At 37.6% G+C, this 22,315-nt stretch carries 23 protein-coding genes; 12 read left to right on the plus strand and 11 right to left on the minus strand.

Going from position 1 to position 22,315, the window contains the following annotated elements:
• Window position 1: 1 nt before the first annotated feature.
• Both frdC and frdD read left to right on the plus strand, forming a co-directional pair.
• Window positions 2-412, plus strand: coding sequence for a fumarate reductase subunit FrdC (gene frdC / locus ACPT8O_RS00555; RefSeq protein WP_021034726.1), 411 nt, complete (start codon window positions 2-4; stop codon window positions 410-412).
• A gap of 12 nt (window positions 413-424) precedes the next feature.
• Window positions 425-769, plus strand: coding sequence for a fumarate reductase subunit FrdD (gene frdD, locus ACPT8O_RS00560; RefSeq protein ID WP_005690445.1), 345 nt, complete (start codon window positions 425-427; stop codon window positions 767-769).
• 106 nt (window positions 770-875) lie between these two features.
• On the opposite strand, the gene mtgA is transcribed toward frdD, so the two are convergent.
• From mtgA to ACPT8O_RS00615, 11 genes are all read right to left on the minus strand, one after another.
• The gene (gene mtgA / locus ACPT8O_RS00565; protein ID WP_371903631.1) at window positions 876-1,625 is read right to left on the minus strand and encodes a monofunctional biosynthetic peptidoglycan transglycosylase; all 750 of its coding nucleotides are present in this window, start codon (window positions 1,623-1,625) and stop codon (window positions 876-878) included.
• Window positions 1,603-1,908 carry a trp operon repressor gene (trpR, locus tag ACPT8O_RS00570; RefSeq protein ID WP_041175277.1) on the minus strand — a complete coding sequence of 102 codons (306 nt, stop codon included), beginning with the start codon at window positions 1,906-1,908 and terminating at the stop codon, window positions 1,603-1,605. The genes mtgA and trpR overlap by 23 nt, the downstream gene beginning before the upstream one ends.
• A gap of 32 nt (window positions 1,909-1,940) precedes the next feature.
• Window positions 1,941-3,722 carry a transglycosylase SLT domain-containing protein gene (locus tag ACPT8O_RS00575; protein ID WP_021034723.1) on the minus strand — a complete coding sequence of 594 codons (1,782 nt, stop codon included), beginning with the start codon at window positions 3,720-3,722 and terminating at the stop codon, window positions 1,941-1,943.
• A gap of 15 nt (window positions 3,723-3,737) precedes the next feature.
• Window positions 3,738-4,034, minus strand: a complete 297-nt coding sequence (locus ACPT8O_RS00580) for a YciI family protein (protein ID WP_021034722.1) — start codon at window positions 4,032-4,034, stop codon at window positions 3,738-3,740.
• Window positions 4,035-4,050: 16 nt separating this feature from the next.
• Entirely contained in the window at window positions 4,051-4,527 is a 477-nt protein-coding gene (gene yciA, locus ACPT8O_RS00585) for an acyl-CoA thioester hydrolase YciA (protein ID WP_021034721.1), read from the minus strand.
• Entirely contained in the window at window positions 4,527-5,084 is a 558-nt protein-coding gene (locus tag ACPT8O_RS00590; RefSeq protein WP_021034720.1) for a septation protein A, read from the minus strand. Before ACPT8O_RS00590 ends, yciA begins: the two co-directional genes overlap by 1 nt.
• A 5-nt stretch (window positions 5,085-5,089) precedes the next feature.
• Window positions 5,090-5,824 (minus strand): hypothetical protein, encoded by a 735-nt coding sequence (locus ACPT8O_RS00595; RefSeq protein WP_021034719.1) that lies wholly within the window; start codon window positions 5,822-5,824, stop codon window positions 5,090-5,092.
• 145 nt (window positions 5,825-5,969) lie between these two features.
• Window positions 5,970-6,980: a galactose/methyl galactoside ABC transporter permease MglC gene (gene mglC / locus ACPT8O_RS00600; protein ID WP_021034718.1), complete on the minus strand. Its 1,011-nt coding sequence runs from the start codon at window positions 6,978-6,980 to the stop codon at window positions 5,970-5,972.
• Between the two features lie 16 nt (window positions 6,981-6,996).
• Window positions 6,997-8,517 (minus strand): galactose/methyl galactoside ABC transporter ATP-binding protein MglA, encoded by a 1,521-nt coding sequence (mglA, locus tag ACPT8O_RS00605; protein ID WP_021034717.1) that lies wholly within the window; start codon window positions 8,515-8,517, stop codon window positions 6,997-6,999.
• Window positions 8,518-8,581: 64 nt separating this feature from the next.
• Complete coding sequence (gene mglB / locus ACPT8O_RS00610; RefSeq protein WP_021034716.1) at window positions 8,582-9,577, minus strand: galactose/glucose ABC transporter substrate-binding protein MglB; 996 nt, start codon at window positions 9,575-9,577, stop codon at window positions 8,582-8,584.
• A 174-nt stretch (window positions 9,578-9,751) separates the two neighbouring features.
• Window positions 9,752-10,753 (minus strand): substrate-binding domain-containing protein, encoded by a 1,002-nt coding sequence (locus ACPT8O_RS00615; RefSeq protein ID WP_012055243.1) that lies wholly within the window; start codon window positions 10,751-10,753, stop codon window positions 9,752-9,754.
• A gap of 208 nt (window positions 10,754-10,961) precedes the next feature.
• On the opposite strand from ACPT8O_RS00615, the gene galT reads away from it, so the two are divergent.
• The 10 genes from galT to argH all read left to right on the plus strand — a co-directional run bounded on the left by galT (window position 10,962) and on the right by argH (window position 22,305).
• Window positions 10,962-12,011 carry a galactose-1-phosphate uridylyltransferase gene (gene galT / locus ACPT8O_RS00620; protein WP_012055242.1) on the plus strand — a complete coding sequence of 350 codons (1,050 nt, stop codon included), beginning with the start codon at window positions 10,962-10,964 and terminating at the stop codon, window positions 12,009-12,011.
• A 69-nt stretch (window positions 12,012-12,080) separates the two neighbouring features.
• Window positions 12,081-13,235, plus strand: a complete 1,155-nt coding sequence (gene galK / locus ACPT8O_RS00625; RefSeq protein WP_021034715.1) for a galactokinase — start codon at window positions 12,081-12,083, stop codon at window positions 13,233-13,235.
• A 9-nt stretch (window positions 13,236-13,244) separates the two neighbouring features.
• A complete protein-coding gene (gene galM / locus ACPT8O_RS00630) occupies window positions 13,245-14,267 on the plus strand; it encodes a galactose-1-epimerase (RefSeq protein ID WP_041175276.1) in 1,023 nt (340 codons plus the stop codon).
• Window positions 14,268-14,437: 170 nt separating this feature from the next.
• Window positions 14,438-14,986 carry a YecA family protein gene (locus tag ACPT8O_RS00635; protein WP_021034713.1) on the plus strand — a complete coding sequence of 183 codons (549 nt, stop codon included), beginning with the start codon at window positions 14,438-14,440 and terminating at the stop codon, window positions 14,984-14,986.
• Between the two features lie 11 nt (window positions 14,987-14,997).
• Window positions 14,998-16,290: a Xaa-Pro aminopeptidase gene (pepP, locus tag ACPT8O_RS00640; protein ID WP_021034712.1), complete on the plus strand. Its 1,293-nt coding sequence runs from the start codon at window positions 14,998-15,000 to the stop codon at window positions 16,288-16,290.
• A 101-nt stretch (window positions 16,291-16,391) separates the two neighbouring features.
• A complete protein-coding gene (gene uspA, locus ACPT8O_RS00645) occupies window positions 16,392-16,817 on the plus strand; it encodes a universal stress protein UspA (protein ID WP_021034711.1) in 426 nt (141 codons plus the stop codon).
• A gap of 186 nt (window positions 16,818-17,003) precedes the next feature.
• Window positions 17,004-19,628, plus strand: coding sequence for an alanine--tRNA ligase (gene alaS / locus ACPT8O_RS00650; RefSeq protein WP_021034710.1), 2,625 nt, complete (start codon window positions 17,004-17,006; stop codon window positions 19,626-19,628).
• Window positions 19,629-19,705: 77 nt separating this feature from the next.
• Window positions 19,706-19,897 (plus strand): carbon storage regulator CsrA, encoded by a 192-nt coding sequence (gene csrA / locus ACPT8O_RS00655; RefSeq protein WP_005632782.1) that lies wholly within the window; start codon window positions 19,706-19,708, stop codon window positions 19,895-19,897.
• 21 nt (window positions 19,898-19,918) lie between these two features.
• Window positions 19,919-20,806: a UTP--glucose-1-phosphate uridylyltransferase GalU gene (galU, locus tag ACPT8O_RS00660; protein WP_021034709.1), complete on the plus strand. Its 888-nt coding sequence runs from the start codon at window positions 19,919-19,921 to the stop codon at window positions 20,804-20,806.
• A gap of 125 nt (window positions 20,807-20,931) precedes the next feature.
• Window positions 20,932-22,305, plus strand: a complete 1,374-nt coding sequence (argH, locus tag ACPT8O_RS00665) for an argininosuccinate lyase (protein ID WP_021034708.1) — start codon at window positions 20,932-20,934, stop codon at window positions 22,303-22,305.
• Window positions 22,306-22,315 lie beyond the last annotated feature (10 nt).

Here is a 22,315-nt window from a genome sequence, read left to right on the forward strand (position 1 = left end):
AATGTCAGTAACAGTGAGTAAACGTAAAAAATATGTTCGTCCAATGACAGCGACTTGGTGGCAAAAATTGGACTTCTACAAAGCTTATATGCTACGTGAAGCGACTTCAATCTTTGCTGTATGGTTTTGTATTGTATTGCTTTATGGTGTTCTTTGCCTCGCAAGCAATCCAATACCAGGCTTAGGCATTTTGAGCTTTATTGAGTTTTTAAGAAACCCAATTGTGGTTTTCTTAAATATTATTACGCTTATCGCAACGCTTTATCATACGGTGACATATTTCTTAATGACACCAAAAGTGATGAATATCATTGTGAAAAATGAACGCCTACCACATACTGTGGTAAGAAATGCACTTTGGGCGGTAACAGCATTAGTTAGCGTGATTGCTTTAGTTTTAGTTTATATCTAAGGGAGAGAAAAAATGGTTGATCAAAATCCAAAACGCTCCGGCGAACCGCCAGTATGGTTAATGTTCGGTGCAGGCGGCACAGTGAGTGCAATTTTCCTTCCTGTCGTTATTCTAATCATCGGTTTGTTATTACCATTTGGTTTAGTCGATGCGCATAATTTAATTACTTTTGCTTATTCTTGGATTGGTAAATTAGTTATTTTAGTGCTTACTATTTTTCCAATGTGGTGTGGTTTACACCGTATTCATCATGGTATGCACGATCTTAAAGTGCATGTGCCAGCAGGTGGATTTATCTTTTATGGTTTAGCCACAATTTATACTGTTTGGGTGTTATTTGCGGTAATAAACCTGTAATAAAAATGATATAAATAAAAAAACGAGTCTAAGACTCGTTTTTTTATTTTATATATCAAGTAAACATTTTTTAGTTTGTTTTACTTTAGAAATTTGATTGGATTTTTTATAAATGGCTCAAGTATTCGGTACCTAAATTTCCCATTTGTCTCAAAATCCAAGCTTGTTTTTTACGAACTAATAAGCTTGGCTTATTTACTTTATAAATGATTGGATTAGGCAACACAGCAGCTAAAAGTGCGGCTTCATTTTGAGATAAATTTTTAGCTGATTTTCTAAAGTAATAGCGACTTGCCGCCTCCACACCAAAAATGCCGTTCCCAAATTCTGCAATATTTAAATACACTTCTAAAATACGTTTTTTTGACCAAGTCAGCTCGAGCAACATAGTTGCTGGAACTTCTAAACCTTTTCTTAGCCAATTTTGTCCATGCCAAAGCATTAAGTTTTTAGCGGTTTGCTGGGAAATGGTTGATGCTCCTCTAATTCCTTTTTTAGATTTTTCGTTATACCGAATTGCTCCTTGGATAGCCTCAAAATCAAAGCCTAAATGTTCAGGAAAACGCTGATCTTCTGATGCAATCACGGCTAGCTGAATATTGGGAGAAATATTTTCTAGGCTGACCCAGTTATATTGAATTTGGTATCGAAAATCGCCTTGTAAAAGATTAGCGACTTTTTGTTGTACCATATAAGCGGAAAATGGAATAGGGACAAAGCGAAAAATCAGTAACAAAGCAAAAACGGCGAAAAAAAAACGAAAGACAACTCGCTGCCAGTTTCTTTTCCACCATTTAGGACTAAATAAGCGTGAAAGTGCGGTAAAAATTCGCTTAGTTTTTTTCAATGAGATCAAGATGTTGTTTCATCCATTGCATAAAATCAGGATCCATCGTTTTAATCATATTGGAACCTCGAGTAATGGTGGCGGCGCTTGTATTCAAATTTTGCTGAATTTCTCGTTGTGGGAGATTTTTATCCAAGAGTTGAGAAACAATTTGCAAGCGTAATCCTACGGCATCTCGTTCATCAGCTGTTAATAATAAAGTGAGAAATTCTTGGGCTTTATCTTGCTCAAATGCTGTCTTCAGCATAGTCAAAAATGTGTTCCATTGTTCCAAATTACGACTAATATACATAATGATCACCTTATACTATTAAACTAGTATGTTTAGTATAGCCGATCCCATTCTTCATAGCGAAAAGTTTTTGGGCGTGCTTTGTTTTGTAAAATTTGGTAGTAAAAATCATAAGCGACGACATTTTGCACATAACCACGAGTTTCATAAAAAGGAATAGATGCTACAAATTCGTCTAATGCTAATTTTCCATTAGATCGTGCTAACCATTTTTCTACTCGATTTGCTCCTGCATTGTAAGCAGCTGCAATCAATATTCGATTATTAGGATATTTTCCATTAAGTTCATTCAGATGTGCTGTGCCGAGCGAAATATTATTTAATGGTTTAAATAAATCTTGTTCGCCTTGATAAGGTAGTTGATTATTCTCTGCTGTCAATTTTGCCGTGCTTGGCAGAAGTTGCATTAAGCCCCGCGCATTTGCTGAAGATTGTGCCATTGGATTCCAAGCACTTTCTTGACGAGCGATTGCCATAGCAAAAGTTTTGCTGATATTCAAATTTTGCAATGCCGCATTGAAGTATTCAGAATAAGCATTTGGCAGACGAAGGGACAGATAATCCCACGCTTTTGCCACAATAGAAGCATCAACAGCTAATTCAAACCATTGCTGATTTTTGGCATATTGTGCAAGTTTTAGCTGAGTTATGAAATCCGCATTATCCAGCATAATTCGCCAACGTTGTTTTGCTAAACCATTTCGTCCAAGTTCTCTTAATTCTGTAATCATTGCAAAAACTTGCTTAAAAGGAAGTTGTTCAGCTTGAGTAAAACTTGGTGCGACAGGGACATTCAGTTGATATATTTGTTTTAATTGTATTGCCGCTAACATTGGATAAAAGCCACGCTCTTTGGAAAGTGCGGTCAGTTTTTCTGTATTTTTTGATATATCTTGTTTCGCTTCCCAGTAACGCCATTCTTGCTTACTTTTTGATTCAGCAGAAAGCAAATTCAGCCAAGAGGTTAATTCAGTTTTTTGCCAAATTGCCATTCGTAAACGGCGTTCGGTTAGATTATCAGTTTTTAATTGTTGGATTTGTTCATCACGCCATTTTTGAAAATCAGCGTTTTCATTATCAAAAAAACGATTTAAAAAAGCGACTTTCCACTGTTTAATTTCATCCTCTGAAAGCTGCCAAGTATTCGCCCACTTTTGATAAAATTCAAAATTTGGGTTATTCATTTGTTCAGGTAGCGTTTTAAGATAACGTGGGAAAGCATCAATTAATACGGTTTTATCTAAAGTGTTAGGATCACTTTTTCTTACAATTTCAGCAAGTTGTTTAGGATTTTCTACTGGATTTTGTTCTTTTTGATTCGTGTTATTTTCTTTAGCATTATCCGACGTTGCTGATGTTTGCTGTTCGTTTAAAGTGGATAGCTTTTGTAATAAGGCTTGAAATGCTGGCGTTACAAAAGGGTAATTTTGTTGCACTAATGCATTCAGTTCATTTATTGCTTGTTGTTTGCCTTGAATGTCATCACTTTTTAAAAAGGCGATTTTGGTTTCCCAAAAGCGTGCTAGTAAATCGTATTGCAAAGGGTAGCCTTGCAATAAATCTATTAAGTTTTTTGTAATATTTTGAGTTGCTTCAGAAAACTGTTGATTTTTTACCGCACTTTTTAGCATTCCTTCAACTTGCAAGAAGATTTCACGTTGCTTTAAACGTTTTAAATAGTCTTGATGCTGTGTAGACGCCCAGTTTTGCTTTTCTTGCTCAAGATTAATGGAACTACTTGCCGTGTTAGATGATTCGGCAAAAGCAGAAAGTGCGGTCAAAATACAGAGAGAAATTAAGGCAACTTTTTTCATATTACGTTATTTAAATTAAAAGACTTTTTTAAACGGCTTTACAATAACATCCGCATATACGCCAGCTTCTACATAAGGATCTTGTGCCACCCAGTCTTTTGCTGCTTGTAAGTTTGCGAATTGTGCAATTACGGTTGAACCAGTAAAACCAGCTTCCCCCGGATTTTCATCATCAATTGCAGGATTTGGACCCGCAGTAAGCAATCGGTTTTGCGCTTGAAGTTGTTTTAAACGAGCTAAGTGTTGCTCTCGTACGGCAAGACGTTTTTCTAACGTATTGGGAATATCTTGGGCAAAAATAACATAGTACATAATGATTTCCTTTTATTTACAAGGGTTGTTCTGCTTCTAGTTCTGAAATTAAGGCTAATGCTTTTTCTAACTCTTGATTATTTTCACGAGGAATCGTGCGAGAGCGACCATTATTATCAACTGCAACAAAAGTAAATACCGCATCGGTTACACAATAACGTTCGCCAATTGGCTCACTCGCCACTTTTTTCACCCATACTTCTACTTTAATTTTAATGGAAGAACGCCCAACTTTGAGGCATTGTCCGTAGCAACAAACCACATCGCCTACCGAGATTGGTTTAATAAAATTCATACTTTCAACAGCAACAGTAACCACGCGTCCGTGTGCGATTTCTTTTGCTAAAATCGCACCGCCCATATCCATTTGAGACATAATCCAGCCACCAAAAATATCTCCGTTGGCATTGGTGTCAGAAGGCATAGCCAAAGTTCGTAGTAAAAGAACACCTTTTGATTGGCGACCATTTTTATCAATAAAATTGGCAGACATTATTTTTCTCCATCTTTTGAATTTGAATCATCTTTAGGTAAATAGCGGTAGATATAAGCCCCCGAAATAATGGTTGCAATCAGCGTCATACCAATAATTCCGAAAGATTTGAAATCAACCCAAGCTTCTTCCGACATATTATGGCTGATATAAATATTTACCAACATACAAATAATAAAGAATATTGCCCAGCCGAAATTCAATGTATTCCAAGCCTTTTCTGGCAGTTGTAGCTCTTTACCAAGTAACTTTTTGATTAATGGGGTTTTAAATTGAAATTGTGCGATAAGTAAAACAATGGCAAATAAGCCATTGATAATCGTCACTTTCCATTGCAAATAGCGGATTTCATTAAAGTAAGCGGTTAAAAGTCCAAAAAAAACGACCGCACTTGCCATAATTTTTTGTTGTTTTTCAACGGTTCTGTATTTCCATTTTAAAATCACGATCTGCAAAATTGTTGCAACCACTAATACGATGGCTGCTTCACGTACACCACCGAGTTTGTAAGTGACAAAAAATAAAATTAAAGGGATAAAGTCAAGGAGTTGTTTCATATTGATTAATCCTTCATAAATAAGCTGTAGAAACGATAAGTCACTACTAGCATAAAAATATTAAGTAATGCGCTGAAAATACCTATCGCCATATCAAACACAGCATTATTTGAAAGCGAACTTAATTGGAAAATAAGAATTGGCACGAGAAAATAAACCAGTAAGGTGTAAATAAACAATACGCCTTTTCTAGCGTTTCCCCTCATCCAAATTTTTCGGATAGTTTGCGAAAGTGCCTCTTGAGTAGAAAGATAATGTACTACCGTTAAATTTAAACGGACAAAGAACCAAACGCCAACAAGCATCGCGATAAGTGACATAATAGAGGGCGATTTTTTTGTGAGTAATGCAGCAAAGGCTTCACCAAGACCAAGTAACATTGGTGCAACCATTAATAGATCTAACAGAATTACGCCTGCAAAACGGCGCAAGGTAAGTGAGAAGGTTTCACCTAAAGTGCGGTAATTTTGTAGGCTAATTTTATGGATTGAGGTTAATCCCCAAGCGGCGATAAAACTCGTTAAAATCTGAGTAATAGCAACAAAAAACACAAAATTCGTGATACTTGCATTCGCGAGATTTAATACATCGCCTTTATTTTCATCATTAACAGGGAAACTTAAAAGTGCACTCGCACTTTGCACAATAAATAAAATTGCGACAAATTGCAGCATAATTTTTTTCTGATTACGGAAGAAATTCCAACTGTCTTGCAATACTTGTGTAAAGTTAATTAGCATTTTTTTCTCTCTATGAAAATGGTGGCGCAATTATACAGGGTTTGCCGATTATTGCATAAATATCCTTAATTCAGAATTGAATAGATAAAACAAAAGTGGACAAATTTGCCCACTTTTCATTCATTTTATTAAGATTGCGTCAGCTTTATTTTTTCTTCGCATATTTTAACGAGTCAATGGCTACCGCTAGAATGATAATGCTACCTTTAATGATGTATTGCCAGTAAGGGTTTACACCGATGTAAGTTAAACCGTAGTTGATAACAGTAAAGATAATAACCCCAGTGATAACACCAATTACTGTACCTACCCCACCAGCGAAAGATACACCACCCACTACGCAAGCGGCGATAGCATCTAATTCATACATAAAACCTAAGTTGTTAGTTGCAGAACCGATACGACCCGCTTCAAGCATACCACCAAAGGCATAGAACATACCTGCAATCATATAGATTACAACTAAATTACGTGCAACATTTACACCAGATACTTTTGCAGCTTCAGGATTTCCCCCAATGGCAAAGACATTTTTACCAAAACGCGTTTTATTCCACATAATCCATACTAATAATGCAGCTATCGTGGCATAGATAGTGATGTAAGAGAGTTTAAAGCTGCCGACTCGGAAGAATCCTTGAGCAAATGTTGAGAAATTTTCACTAAAACCTGCGATTGGCGAACCACCTACAGCATCATAGTATAGTGAGTTGAAACCATATACGATAATCATTGTACCCATTGTCGCAATGAATGGGGTAACATTTAAATACGCAATAACTAAACCATTAATCAAACCAATTAGCGCACCCACAACGCATACTGCGAGAATTACGACAGGAATTGGAATTTCCCCCATTTCAGGGAACACACGGTTTATATTATCCATTGATTGTAACATTGTTGCAGAGATAACTGCAGCCAAACCAACTTGACGACCAGCAGATAAGTCTGTCCCTTGTGTAATCAATAAACCTGCAACCCCTAAAGCAATAATTAAACGCACAGAAGATTGAGTGAGAATATTACTGAAATTGACTAAATTTAAGAATGTTGGATCTTGTGCAATGATGATGCCGAGCAAAATCAATAGCACAAAATAAATCGCATTTTGTTTTAAGAGATCAAAGGATTTGTTTTTTTCTAAGGCACTCATAATTCATTCCTTATGTTTATAAATATTTTGCCGCGAGTTGCAAAATTTCTTCTTGCGATGTTTTTGCAGTTTCAACGATACCCGCTAATTTACCGTTACTCATCACTAAAATGCGGTCAGTTACGCCCAATAATTCTGGCATTTCTGATGAAATCATAATAATGCCTTTATCTTTTTTAGCGAGTTCTTGAATGAGTTGATAAATTTCAAATTTTGCCCCGATGTCGATACCCCGTGTCGGCTCATCTAGCATCAGAATTTCAGGTTGAGTTAAAAGCCAACGACCAATAATGACTTTTTGTTGGTTACCACCAGAAAGAGAACCGATTGTAGTTCTGTGTGATGGTGTTTTAACATTCATTGAATCAATTACCCACTGGGTATCACTTTTCATTTTCTTCGTGCTAAGTAATTTCCACGGAGTGAGATAAGATTTCATATTTGAAATCAGTGAATTAAACTCAATGCTTAAATTAGAATAAATCCCCGTTGAACGACGTTCTTCAGTTACCAATGCAAAGCCATTATTAATTGCTTCAAGTGCGGTGTGATTTGTTACTGTTTTTCCATGTAACTTAATGGTTCCTTCAGTTAATTCTCGCACACCAAAAATTGTTTCAACAATATCAGTACGTTTAGCCCCCACCAACCCTGCGATACCGAGAATTTCTCCTTTACGCAACTCAAAAGAGACATTTTGAATAGAGGGTTGATTTTTTGCAGTAAGATTTTCTACTTGCAAAATCACTTCTTTTGGCACGTTGGTTTTTTCAGGGAAGCGTTGTGTTAATTCGCGACCAACCATCATTCCCACGATTTGTTCCATAGTGGATTCTTTCACATTGACCGTATTGATCCATTTGCCATCGCGTAAAATAGTAATTTCATCACAAATTTTGAAGATTTCATCCATTTTGTGAGAAATATAAATAATGCCACAACCGCGTTGTTTTAATTTGTCAATAATTTTAAATAGATGCTCGACTTCTTTTTCAGAAAGTGAGGATGTGGGTTCATCCATTATCACTATTTTCGCGTTGTACGAGAACGCCTTCGCGATTTCGATCATCTGCATTTGCGAAACGGAGAGTTTTGCGACTTTTTCTTTCGGATCTACATCAATATCTAATTCATCAAAAATTGCTTTAGTATCACGGTACATTTTCGCGTGATCAACAAAAGGCCCTTTAAGTGGATAGCGTCCAAGCCACAAGTTATCCATTACGCTAGTTTGGCGCACGAGGTTGAGTTCTTGGTGTACCATTGAAATACCATTTTCAAGGGCTTCTTTTGATGTTTTAAAATTGACAGGTTTGCCTAAGAAAAGAATTTCGCCTTCATCTTTGGCATAAATTCCGAACAGGCATTTTAGTAATGTAGATTTACCTGCACCATTTTCACCCATTAAAGCGTGAACAGAATGAGAACGAACAGTTAAGTTTGCGTTATCTAAGGCTTTGACACCCGGAAAGGACTTGCAGACATTGGTCATAGTGAGCAGCACTTGGCTGTCTTGACATTGAGTTTGAGCTGTCATATCCAACCTCTTTAAAAAGGGGAAGAAAACTTCCCCTTAGATTACAACAAAAATCGATGGAAAATTATTTTAAGAAGTCACTTAAGTTGTCTTTATCCACACCAACATAAGGAATACGTACAACACGATCTTTTAATTCCCATTTTGTGCCTTCAGTTGCAGATTTACCTTGCGCTAGATTATTAGATAATTGAACAACCGCTTTGCCTTGATTAACACCATCGTTTAATACTGTGCCAGCAAGTTCACCTTTTTTAATGAGTTGTAATGCTTCTGGTAATGCATCCACGCCGAAGATAGGCAGTTTTTTACCGTGTGCTTTTGTTGCTTCTAAAGCACCTAAAGCCATACCATCATTGTTAGAAATGATAACTTCAATATCGTTCGCCTTAGAGCTAGATAACCAAGCATCCACTTTATCTTTCGCCATTGCAGCATCCCACATACCAGTATCAATAAATAATTGCTCAGTTTGGATACCCTTAGCATTAAGTTCTTCTACAACATATTTTGTACGAGCTTCCGCATCTGGGTGACCAGGTTCACCTTTTAATAATACAAATTGGATTTTGCCATCTTTATTTAAGTCAAGAGCTGGATTAGCTTTCCATTGTTTTGCAATAAGCTCCCCTTGAATTAAACCAGATTCTTTCGGATCAGTGCCCACATAGTAAGCATTGTCATAAGAGCTAATGACTTTTCTACCAGGATCTTTATTAAAGAATACGACAGGAATATTATCTGATTTGACTTTATTAATGATAGTTGGAGCCGCAGCAGGATCCACTAAATTGATAGCAAGTGTTTTCACACCTTTAGAAAGCAATACATCAACTTGGTCATTTTGAATAGATTGTGCGTTTTGTGAATCATTCATTAAAAGTTTAATGCCACCAACTGCTTTTGCTTCTTTATCGATTTCTTTACGCATTAAAGACATAAAGTTATCATCGTATTTATAAATAGTTACACCAATTTTATTATCGGCTGCAAAACTTGAAGATGTGCTACCTAAGCCAATAGCCAAAGCAATCGCACTTAATACTACTGTTTTTTTCATAATAACGCTCCTATATTTGGAATGTTGATATTCACTGATAAATGTTGCTCAGAACGGCAACTGCTCGCATCATAACTGAATTTTCTTTCAGAATCTGTGATCGAACTCACAGAAATGAAAACGATTACATTAAAAATTAATATTTGTGATCTAGATCACATTTTATCGCTAATATTATATTTTAGATTCCACTGAAAAACGGCGTACCAAAGTAGGGTTAAATTGAACCATTGGTGGGGTAATTATTTTCTCATCGGTTAAACTTAATGCTAATTTAGCGGCATAAGTTGCCATTAAATCAATAGGATAGCGAATTGTGGTTAGTTTTGGGATCAAATAACGGGCAATCGGCATATCATCAAAACCAACAATTGAAAATTGGCTTGGTACACTGATACTGTTTTCATTAAGCACAGAAATTGCGCCTGCTGCCATTGAATCATTATAGGCAACGACTGCAGTAAGATTTTTGTTATAACTGAGTAAATCAATCATTGCCTTTTCACCGCCTTCAAAATCTGGCGTATTGAGAGTTATCGCCTGTTCAATGATGGGGTAATTGTGATCTTTTAATGCGGCAAGATAACCATTTCGTCTTTCAACTTCGTCAAAAATGGCGTGATTTGAACCGATATATGCAATATGTTGATGCCCATAACGAATAAGCATTTCAGTGGCTAAATAGGTGCCTTTTTGATTATCTAAACTGACACAACGATGTTCATAACCTTTAATAACACGGTTAATGATCACCATTCCCGGCACGGTATTTAAATAATGGCTTAATTCATCATCAGATAAGGCTTTAGAATGTACAACAAGAGAACTACAACGTTTACGCAATAAGGTATTAATTGCTTCCCGCTCTTTTTCCGCATGATGATAACCAATGCCGATTAAAATCGTTTTTTGATGCGCTTCTGCTACTTTGTCCACCGCTTTCACTAAAATCGCAAAAAAGGCATCAGTCACATCGGTCACTACCACGCCAATTGTATCCGTGTTTTGCACAGCAAGGGCTTGAGCATTCGCGTTAGGTTGATAATATAACTGCGCAATAGCTTGTTCCACCACAAGACGCGTATTTTCACTGACGGAAATCGAGTGATTTAATACTCGGGAGACCGTGGCGACAGAAACATTGGCTAATTTAGCGACATCTCGAATGGTACTCATAACGTTTTCCCTTGTTATAATCTATAAATCTTATATTTTGATCATAAATAATTTGCGCCAAATTGAAAGCGGTTACTTTTATAATTATGAACTAAATCATAAAAAATTTTGCTTATTTTCTTATTTTGTGACAAAGATCACGGTTTATTCACAATAATTTAGTATAAATTAATGTAATCGCTTACATTGCTAAAAAACAGGAGTCAAAATGACCGCACTTTTTGAACCTACAGAACATCCACATCGTCGCTACAATCCGTTAATCGATCAATGGGTTTTAGTTTCGCCACATCGTGCCAAACGCCCGTGGCAAGGACAACAAGAAAAAGTGAATGAAGAACAAAAACCAAGTTATGATCCAACTTGTTATCTTTGCCCAAACAATAAGCGTATTACAGGGGAATTAAATCCAGATTATCGTAAACCTTATGTGTTTAAAAATGATTTTTCCGCGCTTTTAGAAGATACGCCAGCCCCTGAAAAATCCTCCGATCCTCTTTTCCGAAGTTCTCAAGCTCGTGGCGAAAGTCGAGTTATTTGTTTCTCTCCAGATCATAGTAAAACATTGCCATTATTGACCGCACTTGAGATTGAAGATGTGATTAAAGTATGGCAAGAACAACTTCGTGAGCTTGGTGCGAAATACCAATGGGTGCAAATTTTTGAAAATAAAGGGGCGGCAATGGGGTGTTCTAACCCACATCCGCATGGTCAAATTTGGGCGAATAGTTTCTTGCCAAATGAAGTTGCTCGTGAAGATCGTACACAACGTGATTATTTATTAAAACATAGTTCAGTAATGTTAGTTGATTATGTAAAACGAGAACTAGAGTTAAAAGAACGTATTGTCGTTGAAACTGAATATTGGGTAGCTTTAGTGCCTTATTGGGCTGTTTGGCCATTTGAAACATTGCTTTTGCCAAAAACTCACGTAAAACGTTTAACTGAATTAAGTGACGAACAATCAAAAGATCTTGCGGTTATTTTGAAAAAATTGACGACCAAATACGATAATCTCTTTGAAACCTCTTTCCCATATTCAATGGGATTTCATGCTGCACCATTTAATGGCGAAGATAACGAACATTGGCAGCTACACGCTCATTTTTATCCTCCTCTTTTACGTTCAGCAACCGTGCGTAAATTTATGGTGGGATATGAAATGTTAGGCGAAAGCCAACGCGATTTAACGGCAGAACAGGCTGCAGAAAGACTGCGTGCCTTGAGTGAAGTTCATTATAAAGAAAGAACTAAATAATATAGCCAGTCTCCCTCTTTAGCAAAGAGGGGTGCAGATCGAGTACAGATTTAATATAAAGGATAGAATATGACCCCAATCCAAAATGCTCAAAAAATTTTCAATAGACAGCATAAAAATTTGCCAGAAATTACCGTCTATGCCCCTGGCCGCGTAAATATCATCGGCGAACATACCGACTACAACGACGGATTTGTTATGCCTTGTGCGATTAATTTTGGTACGGCCGTTTCAGGTACAAAACGAGATGATCATATTTGGAATGTTTATGCGGCGGATCTTGATGAAACTGATGAATTTTCTCTCAATGTTGAAATTCCTAAGAGTGAACACAAATGGGCTAATTATGTGCGTGGGGTGGTAAAATTTATCCAAGAACGTTACCCCCACTTTCAACAAGGTGCAAATTTAGTGATTTCTGGAAATGTGCCTCTTTCTTCAGGATTAAGTTCTTCTGCTGCGTTAGAGGTTGCGGTGGGTAAATTCTGCCAACAACTTGGCGATTTACCGCTTTCTCACACGGATATTGCATTGAATGGGCAAAAGGCTGAAAACCTATTTGTTGGGGCAAATTGTGGCAATATGGATCAGTTAATTTCCGCACTTGGGCAGGAAAATCACTTATTGATGATTGATTGTCGTAGTCTTGAAACCATTCCAACACCCGTGCCACAAGATGTCGCCGTTATTATTGTGAACTCAAATGTACCGCACGATTTAGTAACAGGCGAATACAATACTCGCCGTCAGCAATGTGAAGAGGCGGCAAAATTTTTTGGAGTAAAAGCCTTGCGTGATGTTTCAGTTGAGCAATTCCGAAAAAGAGAAGCGGAATTGACCGCACTTTCTCCGTTAGTGGCAAAACGTGCTCGTCATGTCGTAACAGAAAATCAACGAGTACTTGATGCTGTAGAAGCATTGAAGAACAATGATTTGACTCTTTTAGGTAAACTAATGGAAGCATCTCACAACTCAATGCGTGATGATTTTGAAATCACCGTGCCACAAATTGATTATTTAGTTGAATTGGCTCAACTTGTTATTGGCAAAAATGGCGGTGCGCGTATGACGGGCGGCGGTTTTGGTGGCTGTATTGTTGCACTTGCGCCGCATGATAAAGTCGATGCAGTTCGTAAAATTATTGCGGATAATTACGAGAAAACCATAGGTTTAAAAGAAACTTTTTATGTATGCACTGCATCACAAGGTGTTCAAGTGATTTAAGAGAAAATGATGTTAGAACAAACCACTTTTAATGCGCCTGATGGTGCACCTTATCAGCTTATAACTCTGCAAAATGAAAATGGAATGCGTGTTCAATTTATGGATTGGGGCGCAACTTGGCTTTCTTGTAAAGTGCCAATAAATGGCACATTATGCGAGGTTTTATTGGGTTGTAAGGTAGAGGGTTATCCCATTCATCAAAGCTATTTAGGCGCAAGCGTAGGGCGTTATGCAAACCGAATTGCAAATGCTCAATTTGAATTGAATGGCGAACTTATTAAATTAAGTAATAATCAAGGTAAACACCAGCTTCATGGTGGAGAGGGCTTTGATAAACGCCGTTGGAAAATTCAAGAGTGCGGTAAGAATTTTGTGTGTTTTTCATTACATTCAGTGGATGGCGATCAGGGTTTTCCTGGTAATGTGGATGTGTCTGTAACCTATACGCTAACAAATGATAATAGCGTAAAAATTGAATATGCTGGGATCTGTGATAAGGATACCGCATTGAACTTAACGAATCATGCCTATTTCAATTTAGAAAATGCAGCACAAGGCAGTGACGTGCGTGAACATACATTACGTTTAAATGCTGATTTTTATCTACCTGTAGATAATGAGGGGATTCCTAATTCTCCATTAAAGCATGTAGTGAATACAAGTTTTGACTTCCGTATTGCTAAACCCATCAAACAAAATTTTTTACAAGGGGATCAGCAAGCAACAAAAGGTTACGACCATTCTTTTATTGTCAATAAAGCTTGGCAAAAGCCTTGTGTGTTACTGACTTCTCCAGCTGGCGATTTAAGTTTGGAAGTAAGAACCTCGCAAGCTGCATTGCAGGTTTATACGGGTAATTATCTTGCAGGTACACCAACGAGAAATGGCGAATTATATGCCGATTTTTCTGGCATAGCATTAGAAACTCAATGCTTACCCGACACCCCTAATCATCCTGAATGGCAAAATTACGGCGGAATTCAAAAAGCAGGCGAGCAATATTATCATTGGACGGAGTTTAAATTTAAATAAGCCATTATTTATAATAAAAATGTCATTATAAGATCTATAAATTAGGTTCATTTCTAGCGTTAAAAGCGGTAATACACCACCAGCCCCTTAATCTAATTTAATTGGTCAAGCAATGGCTTTTTTATTTACAAAGGTTTACACTAATTTCAAATTTACTCAGGAAATCTATTATGCTTATTTCTTATTCCGACCTTAACCAACAACTTAAATCTGCTGGAATCGGCTTTAATGCAACAGAACTACACGGTTTTTTAAGTGGTTTACTTTGTGGTGGCTTAAAAGATCAAAGTTGGCTACCGCTCTTATATCAATTCAGCAATGATAATCACGCTTACCCAACAGGATTAGTTCAACCCGTTACAGCACTTTATCAACAAATTAGTCAAACCTTATCAGATGTTGAAGGCTTTACCTTTGAACTTGGTTTAACCGAAGATGAAAATGTCTTTGCACAAGCAGATAGCTTATCCGATTGGGCAAACCAATTCTTACTTGGTCTTGGCTTAGCACAACCTGAATTATCAAAAGAAAAAGGCGAAATTGGCGAAGCGGTTGATGATTTACAAAATATTTGCCAACTTGGTTACGATGAAGACGATAACGAAGAGGAACTCGCGGAAGCACTAGAGGAAATCATTGAATATGTTCGCACCATTGCAATGTTGTTCTATTCTCATTTCAACGAAGGAGAAATTGAGAGCAAACCTGTATTACATTAAGGAGATCTCGAATGGAATTGGCTTATATGGCTGAATTGCCTAAAGAAGAATTTGAGGAACGCCGCACACGAGTATTCACTCAAATGCAACCTAATTCGGCATTATTGCTTTTTTCTGAAATCGAAAAACGCCGTAATAATGATTGTACCTATCCTTTCCGTCAAGATAGCTATTTTTGGTATTTAACAGGCTTTACTGAACCGAATGCTGCGCTGCTATTACTAAAAACAGAACAAACTGAAAAAGCCATTATTTTTCTCCGTCCACGTGATCCGTTACTTGAAACTTGGAATGGTCGCCGATTAGGTGTTGAGCTTGCACCACAACAACTTAATGTGAATGAAGCCTATTCTATTGAAGAATTTGATACCGTACTGCCAAAAATACTGAAAAATTTGACCGCACTTTACTATGTGCCAGAAATTCATACTTGGGGCGATAAATTAGTGACAGAAAGTGCGGTAAGTTTTAACGAGATTTTAGATTGGCGACCAATGCTCAGCGAAATGCGCCTTATAAAATCGCCGAATGAAATCCGCTTAATGCAACAAGCGGGGCAAATTACGGCACTTGGTCATATTAAAGCGATGAAAACGACACGTCCAAATCGCTTTGAATATGAAATTGAAAGCGATATTTTGCATGAATTTAATCGCCATTGCGCCAGATTTCCTTCTTACAATTCCATTGTTGCAGGGGGAAATAACGCCTGTATTTTGCACTACACAGAAAATGATTGCCCACTAAATGATGGGGATTTAGTGCTGATTGATGCTGGTTGTGAGTTTGCTATGTATGCAGGCGATATTACCCGCACTTTTCCTGTAAATGGAAAATTTAGCCAGCCTCAACGTGAAATTTACGAGTTAGTTTTAAAAGCACAAAAACGTGCGATTGAATTGCTTGTACCTGGTAATTCCATCAAGCAAGCCAATGATGAAGTTATTCGTATTAAAACCCAAGGATTAGTGGATTTAGGCATCTTGAAAGGAGATGTGGATACACTTATTGAACAACAAGCTTATCGACAATTTTATATGCACGGATTAGGGCACTGGCTCGGTTTAGATGTGCATGATGTGGGCAGTTATGGACAAGATAAGCAACGGATACTCGAAATCGGTATGGTAATTACCGTTGAGCCAGGTATTTATATTTCAGAAGATGCTGATGTGCCAGAGCAATACAAAGGCATTGGTGTGCGCATTGAGGACAATTTACTGATGACTGAATACGGTAATAAAATCCTAACTGCAGCGGCCCCTAAAGAAATTGCAGATATTGAAAATTTAATGAATTTTTAATAAAAATGTTTAAATTGTGATCTAGTACACAGTTTTTTATTGCTCAAAATGTTAGCATTAGAACCAGTTAAAAACCGAACCAATCAGTTAAGGAGTCGATTATGTACAAACACATTTTAGTGGCAGTAGATCTTTCTGAAGAAAGTCCAGTTTTACTTAAAAAAGCAGTTGGAATTGCCAAACGCCACGACGCAAAACTTTCTATCATCCACGTTGATGTGAACTTCTCGGATCTTTATACTGGATTGATTGATGTAAATATGTCTTCAATGCAAGACAGGATTTCCACAGAAACACAAAAAGCCTTATTAGATTTAGCTGAAAGTGAGGATTATCCAATTTCAGAAAAATTGAGTGGCAGCGGCGATTTAGGACAAGTTTTAAGTGATGCCATCGAACAATATGATGTGGATTTATTAGTGACGGGACATCATCAGGATTTTTGGAGTAAGTTAATGTCTTCAACACGTCAAGTGATGAATACAATAAAAATTGATATGTTGGTTGTTCCGCTTAGAGATGAATAATTAACAAGAAATTGTTTTTTGAATAATCTGAAATAACTTAAATTTTAACCGCACTTCTCAAATAGCGTCGTGAAGTGCGGTTTTATTTTGGGGTTTTGGCAAAAAGCCTTTTTATAAATTTCAAAAATATGCAAAAATAAGGCGATTTAGTTTTTATTTTATTATGGGTAACAAGGATTCCTTTTAATGAAAACAACAGCAGAAATAAGACAATCGTTCCTTGATTTTTTCCATAGCAAAGGTCATCAAGTTGTAGAAAGTAGTTCACTTGTACCGGAAAATGATCCGACTTTGCTTTTCACGAATGCTGGGATGAACCAATTTAAGGATGTATTCCTTGGAATGGATAAACGCCCTTATTCTAGAGCGACCACAGCGCAACGTTGCGTGCGTGCTGGTGGTAAACATAACGACTTAGAAAATGTTGGTTATACCGCACGTCATCATACTTTCTTTGAAATGCTCGGAAACTTTAGTTTTGGCGATTACTTTAAACAGGATGCCATTAATTTTGCTTGGGAATATTTAACTTCTCCACAATGGCTTGGTTTACCTAAAGAAAAACTCTGGGTAACCGTGTATGAAACCGACGACGAAGCCTACAATATCTGGAATAAAGAAGTCGGTGTTCCTGCTGAACGCATTATTCGCATTGGTGACAATAAAGGCGCACCTTACGCATCAGACAATTTCTGGGCAATGGGCGATACGGGTCCTTGCGGTCCTTGTACTGAAATTTTCTACGATCACGGCGATCATATTTGGGGTGGCCCTCCGGGTTCTCCAGAAGAAGATGGCGACCGTTATATCGAAATCTGGAACGTTGTGTTCATGCAATTCAACCGTTTAGCCGATGGCACAATGGAAAAATTACCACGTCCATCAGTTGACACCGGTATGGGCTTAGAGCGTATTTCTGCTGTATTGCAACACGTTAATTCAAACTACGAGATTGATATTTTCAAAACATTAATCGCTAAAACGGCTGAAGTTGTAGGTACAAAAGATTTAAGTAATAAATCATTACATGTTATTGCTGACCATATTCGTTCTTGTGCATATCTAATCGCCGATGGCGTTATTCCATCAAATGAAGGTCGTGGTTATGTATTACGTCGTATTATTCGTCGTGCAGTTCGTCACGGTCATTTATTAGGTGCTAAAGAAGCCTTTTTCTATAAACTCGTGCCAACTCTAATTGAAGTAATGGCTGAAGCTGGGAAAGATGTAAAAGCCAAACAAGCAAATGTTGAAAAACTATTACGTTTAGAAGAAGAACAATTTGCTCGCACTCTAGAACGTGGATTGAGCTTATTAGATGAAGCCCTTACTCAAGTGAAAAACAGCGTTCTTTCAGGAGAAGTTGCATTCAAACTTTATGACACCTACGGTTTCCCATTGGATTTAACAGCTGATGTATGTCGTGAACGCAATATCACTATTGATGAACAAGCGTTTGACCGTGAAATGGAAGCACAACGCACTCGCGCGCAAGCAGCGAGCCAGTTTGGCGTGGACTACAACAGCATTATTCGTGTAGATGGCGAAACTAAGTTTGAAGGCTATACTGAAGTTGAATCTCAAGCAAAAATCACCGCTCTTTTCTATGATGGAAAATCAGTAGAAAGTATCGAAGCAGGTCAAAGTGCAGTCGTTATTTTAGAAAATACGCCATTTTATGCAGAATCAGGTGGTCAGATTGGCGATAGCGGATATTTAAGTGCACAAGGTGTAACCTTTAATGTGAAAGATACCCAAAAATATGGGCAAGTATTTGGACACATTGGGGAATTAACGCAAGGAAGTTTAAAAGTTGGACAATCAGTGAATGCGATTGTGGATGCTAAACGTCGCCACAACACATCACTTAATCACTCAGCGACACACTTATTGCACGCCGCCTTACGTCAAATTCTAGGTTTACACGTTGTGCAAAAAGGTTCGCTTGTTTCAGATAAAGCCTTGCGTTTTGACTTTGCACAACCAGAAGCCATTACAAAAGAACAATTAACTCAAATTGAAACATTAGTAAACCAAAAAATCCGTGCTAACTTCCCTGTTCAAACGGATATTATGGATATTGATTCCGCAAAAGCGAAAGGAGCAATGGCTCTCTTTGGCGAAAAATATGGCGATAAGGTTCGTGTATTAACGATGGGCGATTTCTCAATTGAGCTGTGTGGCGGTATTCACGCAAAACGCACAGGCGATATTGGTTTATTTAAAATTATTACTGAAAATGCAGTGGCTGCAGGCATTCGTCGTATTGAAGCTGTAACAGGTCAAAATGCCATTGACTGGTTACATAATCAACAACGCATTCTGACCCAAAGCGCAGACTTATTAAAATCAGACGTAAATACCTTAGTGGAAAAAATCCAACAACTTCAAGACAAAACGAAGAAAGTGGAAAAAGAATTACAAGGTCTAAAAGAAAAAGCCGCAATGCAGGCTGGTTCTGATTTTGTAAAAAGTGCGGTCAAAATCAACGGTGTTTCTGTTATTGCACAACAATTAGATGGTATAGAAACAAAATCATTACGCATAATGGTCGATGATTTAAAAAATGAACTCGGATCAGGCGTAATTGCATTTGCATCAATATTAGATGAAAAAGTTAATCTCGTCGTTGGAGTGACAAATGATTTAACCGCCAAAATAAAAGCTGGAGAACTTGTTAATTTAATGGCTCAACAAGTTGGAGGAAAAGGCGGTGGTCGTCCAGGTATGGCAATGGCAGGAGGTTCCCAACCAGAAAATGTGACACAAGCAATTAAAGTGGCACAAGACTGGTTAAACAAAAATCTGTAGTACAAGCTGGTTGGTGGGATGCCAACCGTTCCTTGATTGATAGGATATCTAATAAATGCAAACTAAGGAGATAAAAGATGTTAATCTTAACTCGAAAAGTTGGCGAAAGTGTACTTATTGGAGATGATATTTCTATCACGGTTTTGAGTGTACGTGGAAACCAAGTTAAACTCGGTGTTGAAGCGCCTAAAGAAGTATCCGTTCACCGAGAAGAAATTTACCAACGAATTAAACAAACGAAAGATGAACCCTATTTAGGTTCCTCTTAGTTAAACAATGGATATGATTATATGAAAGCAATTATTCCTGTCGCCGGTCTTGGCACACGTATGTTGCCCGCCACGAAGGCGATTCCGAAGGAAATGCTCACTTTGGTGGATAAACCGTTAATTCAATACGTGGTAAATGAATGTGTAGCTGCTGGCATAAAAGAAATTGTGCTGGTAACACATTCATCAAAAAATGCTATCGAAAACCATTTTGATACATCTTTTGAATTAGAAACGATGCTGGAAAAACGTGTGAAGCGTCAGCTTCTAGAAGAAGTTCGTTCTATCTGTCCAAAAAATGTAACGATTATGCACGTTCGTCAAGGTAATGCGAAAGGCCTAGGTCACGCCGTGTTATGTGGTCGTCCTTTAGTAGGAAATGAACCTTTTGCCGTTATGTTACCAGATGTATTATTAGCTGAATTTAGTGCAGATCAGAAAAAAGAAAATCTTGCTGCAATGATTCAACGCTTTAATGAAACTGGCGCAAGCCAAATTATGGTAACCCCAGTTCCGCAAGAAAATGTGAGTAGCTATGGTGTTGCAGATTGTGGTGACATTGAGCTTAATGGCGGCGAAAGTGCAAAAATTAATAGTATTGTTGAAAAACCTTCTATTGAAGACGCACCATCAAATCTTGCAGTGGTTGGGCGTTATGTTTTTTCAGCAGCAATTTGGGACTTGTTGGAAAAAACACCAATTGGTGTTGGCGATGAAATACAATTAACCGATGCTATTGATATGCTAATTGAAAAAGAAACCGTTGAAGCATTTCATATGACAGGGAAAACTTTTGATTGCGGCGATAAAATTGGCTATATGGAAGCTTTCGTAGAATATGGTATTCGTCACGAAAAATTAGGTAAAGAATTTAAATCCTTTATCAAAAATTTGGCGAAAACCCTATAAATAGCACCAATATAGATAAAATGGACAAAATGAGAGGTTTTGTCCATTTTGTTTTATTATTCAATAGCATATTGCTACTATACATAGCGGTAGAATAATTAAAATTAAAATAAAAAGGAAGAATTATGGCACTTTGGGGTGGGCGTTTTACACAAGCCGCAGATAAACGTTTTAAAGATTTTAATGATTCATTACGGTTTGATTACCGTTTGGCAGAGCAGGATATTCAAGGCTCGATTGGTTGGTCCAAAGCCTTGGCGAAAGTCAATGTATTAACTATCGAAGAACAGCATCAACTTGAACAAGCACTAAATGAACTACTTGTTGAAGTGCGGTCAAATCCGCAAGCAATTTTACAAGATGACGCTGAAGATATTCATAGTTGGGTTGAAAGTAAGCTAATTGATAAAGTAGGCAATCTTGGTAAAAAATTACATACTGGTCGTAGCCGTAACGATCAAGTGGCAGTCGATATAAAACTATGGTGCAAACAACGTGTACTTGAATTACAAGAATCAGTTCGCAATTTGCAACGCCACTTAGTTCAAACCGCAGAAAACACACAGCAATCAGTAATGCCAGGCTATACCCATTTACAACGGGCTCAGCCAATAACTTTTGCGCATTGGTGTATGGCGTATGTGGAAATGTTCGACCGCGACTATTCACGTTTAACAGATGCTTATAATCGAATGAATACCTGCCCACTTGGTAGTGGTGCCTTGGCTGGTACGGCTTATGCTGTAGATCGTGATTCACTCGCCCACGATCTTGGTTTCGCTTTCGCGACTAGAAATAGCTTAGATAGCGTCTCTGACCGCGATCATGTCGTAGAATTACTTTCTATCGCTTCTCTTAGTATGGCGCATCTTTCCCGCTTTGCTGAAGATATGATTATCTTTAACAGCGGAGAGGCAAATTTCGTAGAACTATCCGACCGCGTGACTTCTGGCTCATCATTAATGCCACAAAAGAAAAATCCTGATGCATGTGAGTTAATTCGGGGCAAAGCAGGTAGAGTGATTGGCTCATTAACAGGCATGTTAATTACCTTAAAAGGCTTGCCACTTGCGTATAATAAAGATATGCAAGAAGACAAAGAGGGTATTTTTGATGCCTTAGATACTTGGCAAAACTGTGTGGATATGGCAACGTTCGTATTAGATGAATTGAAAGTAAATGTTGAACGTACTCGTGAAGCTGCGTTAAAAGGCTATTCAAACGCAACTGAATTAGCGGATTATTTAGTCTCTAAGGGCGTACCTTTCCGAGATTCCCATCATATCGTGGGCGAAACGGTAGTTTATGCAATCGAGAAAGGCAAAGGATTAGAAGATCTGACTATCCCTGAATTCCGCCAATTTAGTGAAGTAGTGGGAGATGATGTTTACGAGATTCTTTCTCTCCAATCTTGCTTAGACAAACGTTGTGCAAAAGGTGGCGTATCGCCATTACGTGTTGCCGAAGCTATTGCAGAAGCCAAAATAAGATTTGCTTAATTAATATTAT

Origin of the sequence: Haemophilus sp. HN_Hi08, from assembly GCF_049824455.1 — a bacterium.
Lineage (GTDB): Bacteria > Pseudomonadota > Gammaproteobacteria > Enterobacterales > Pasteurellaceae > Haemophilus > Haemophilus influenzae_D.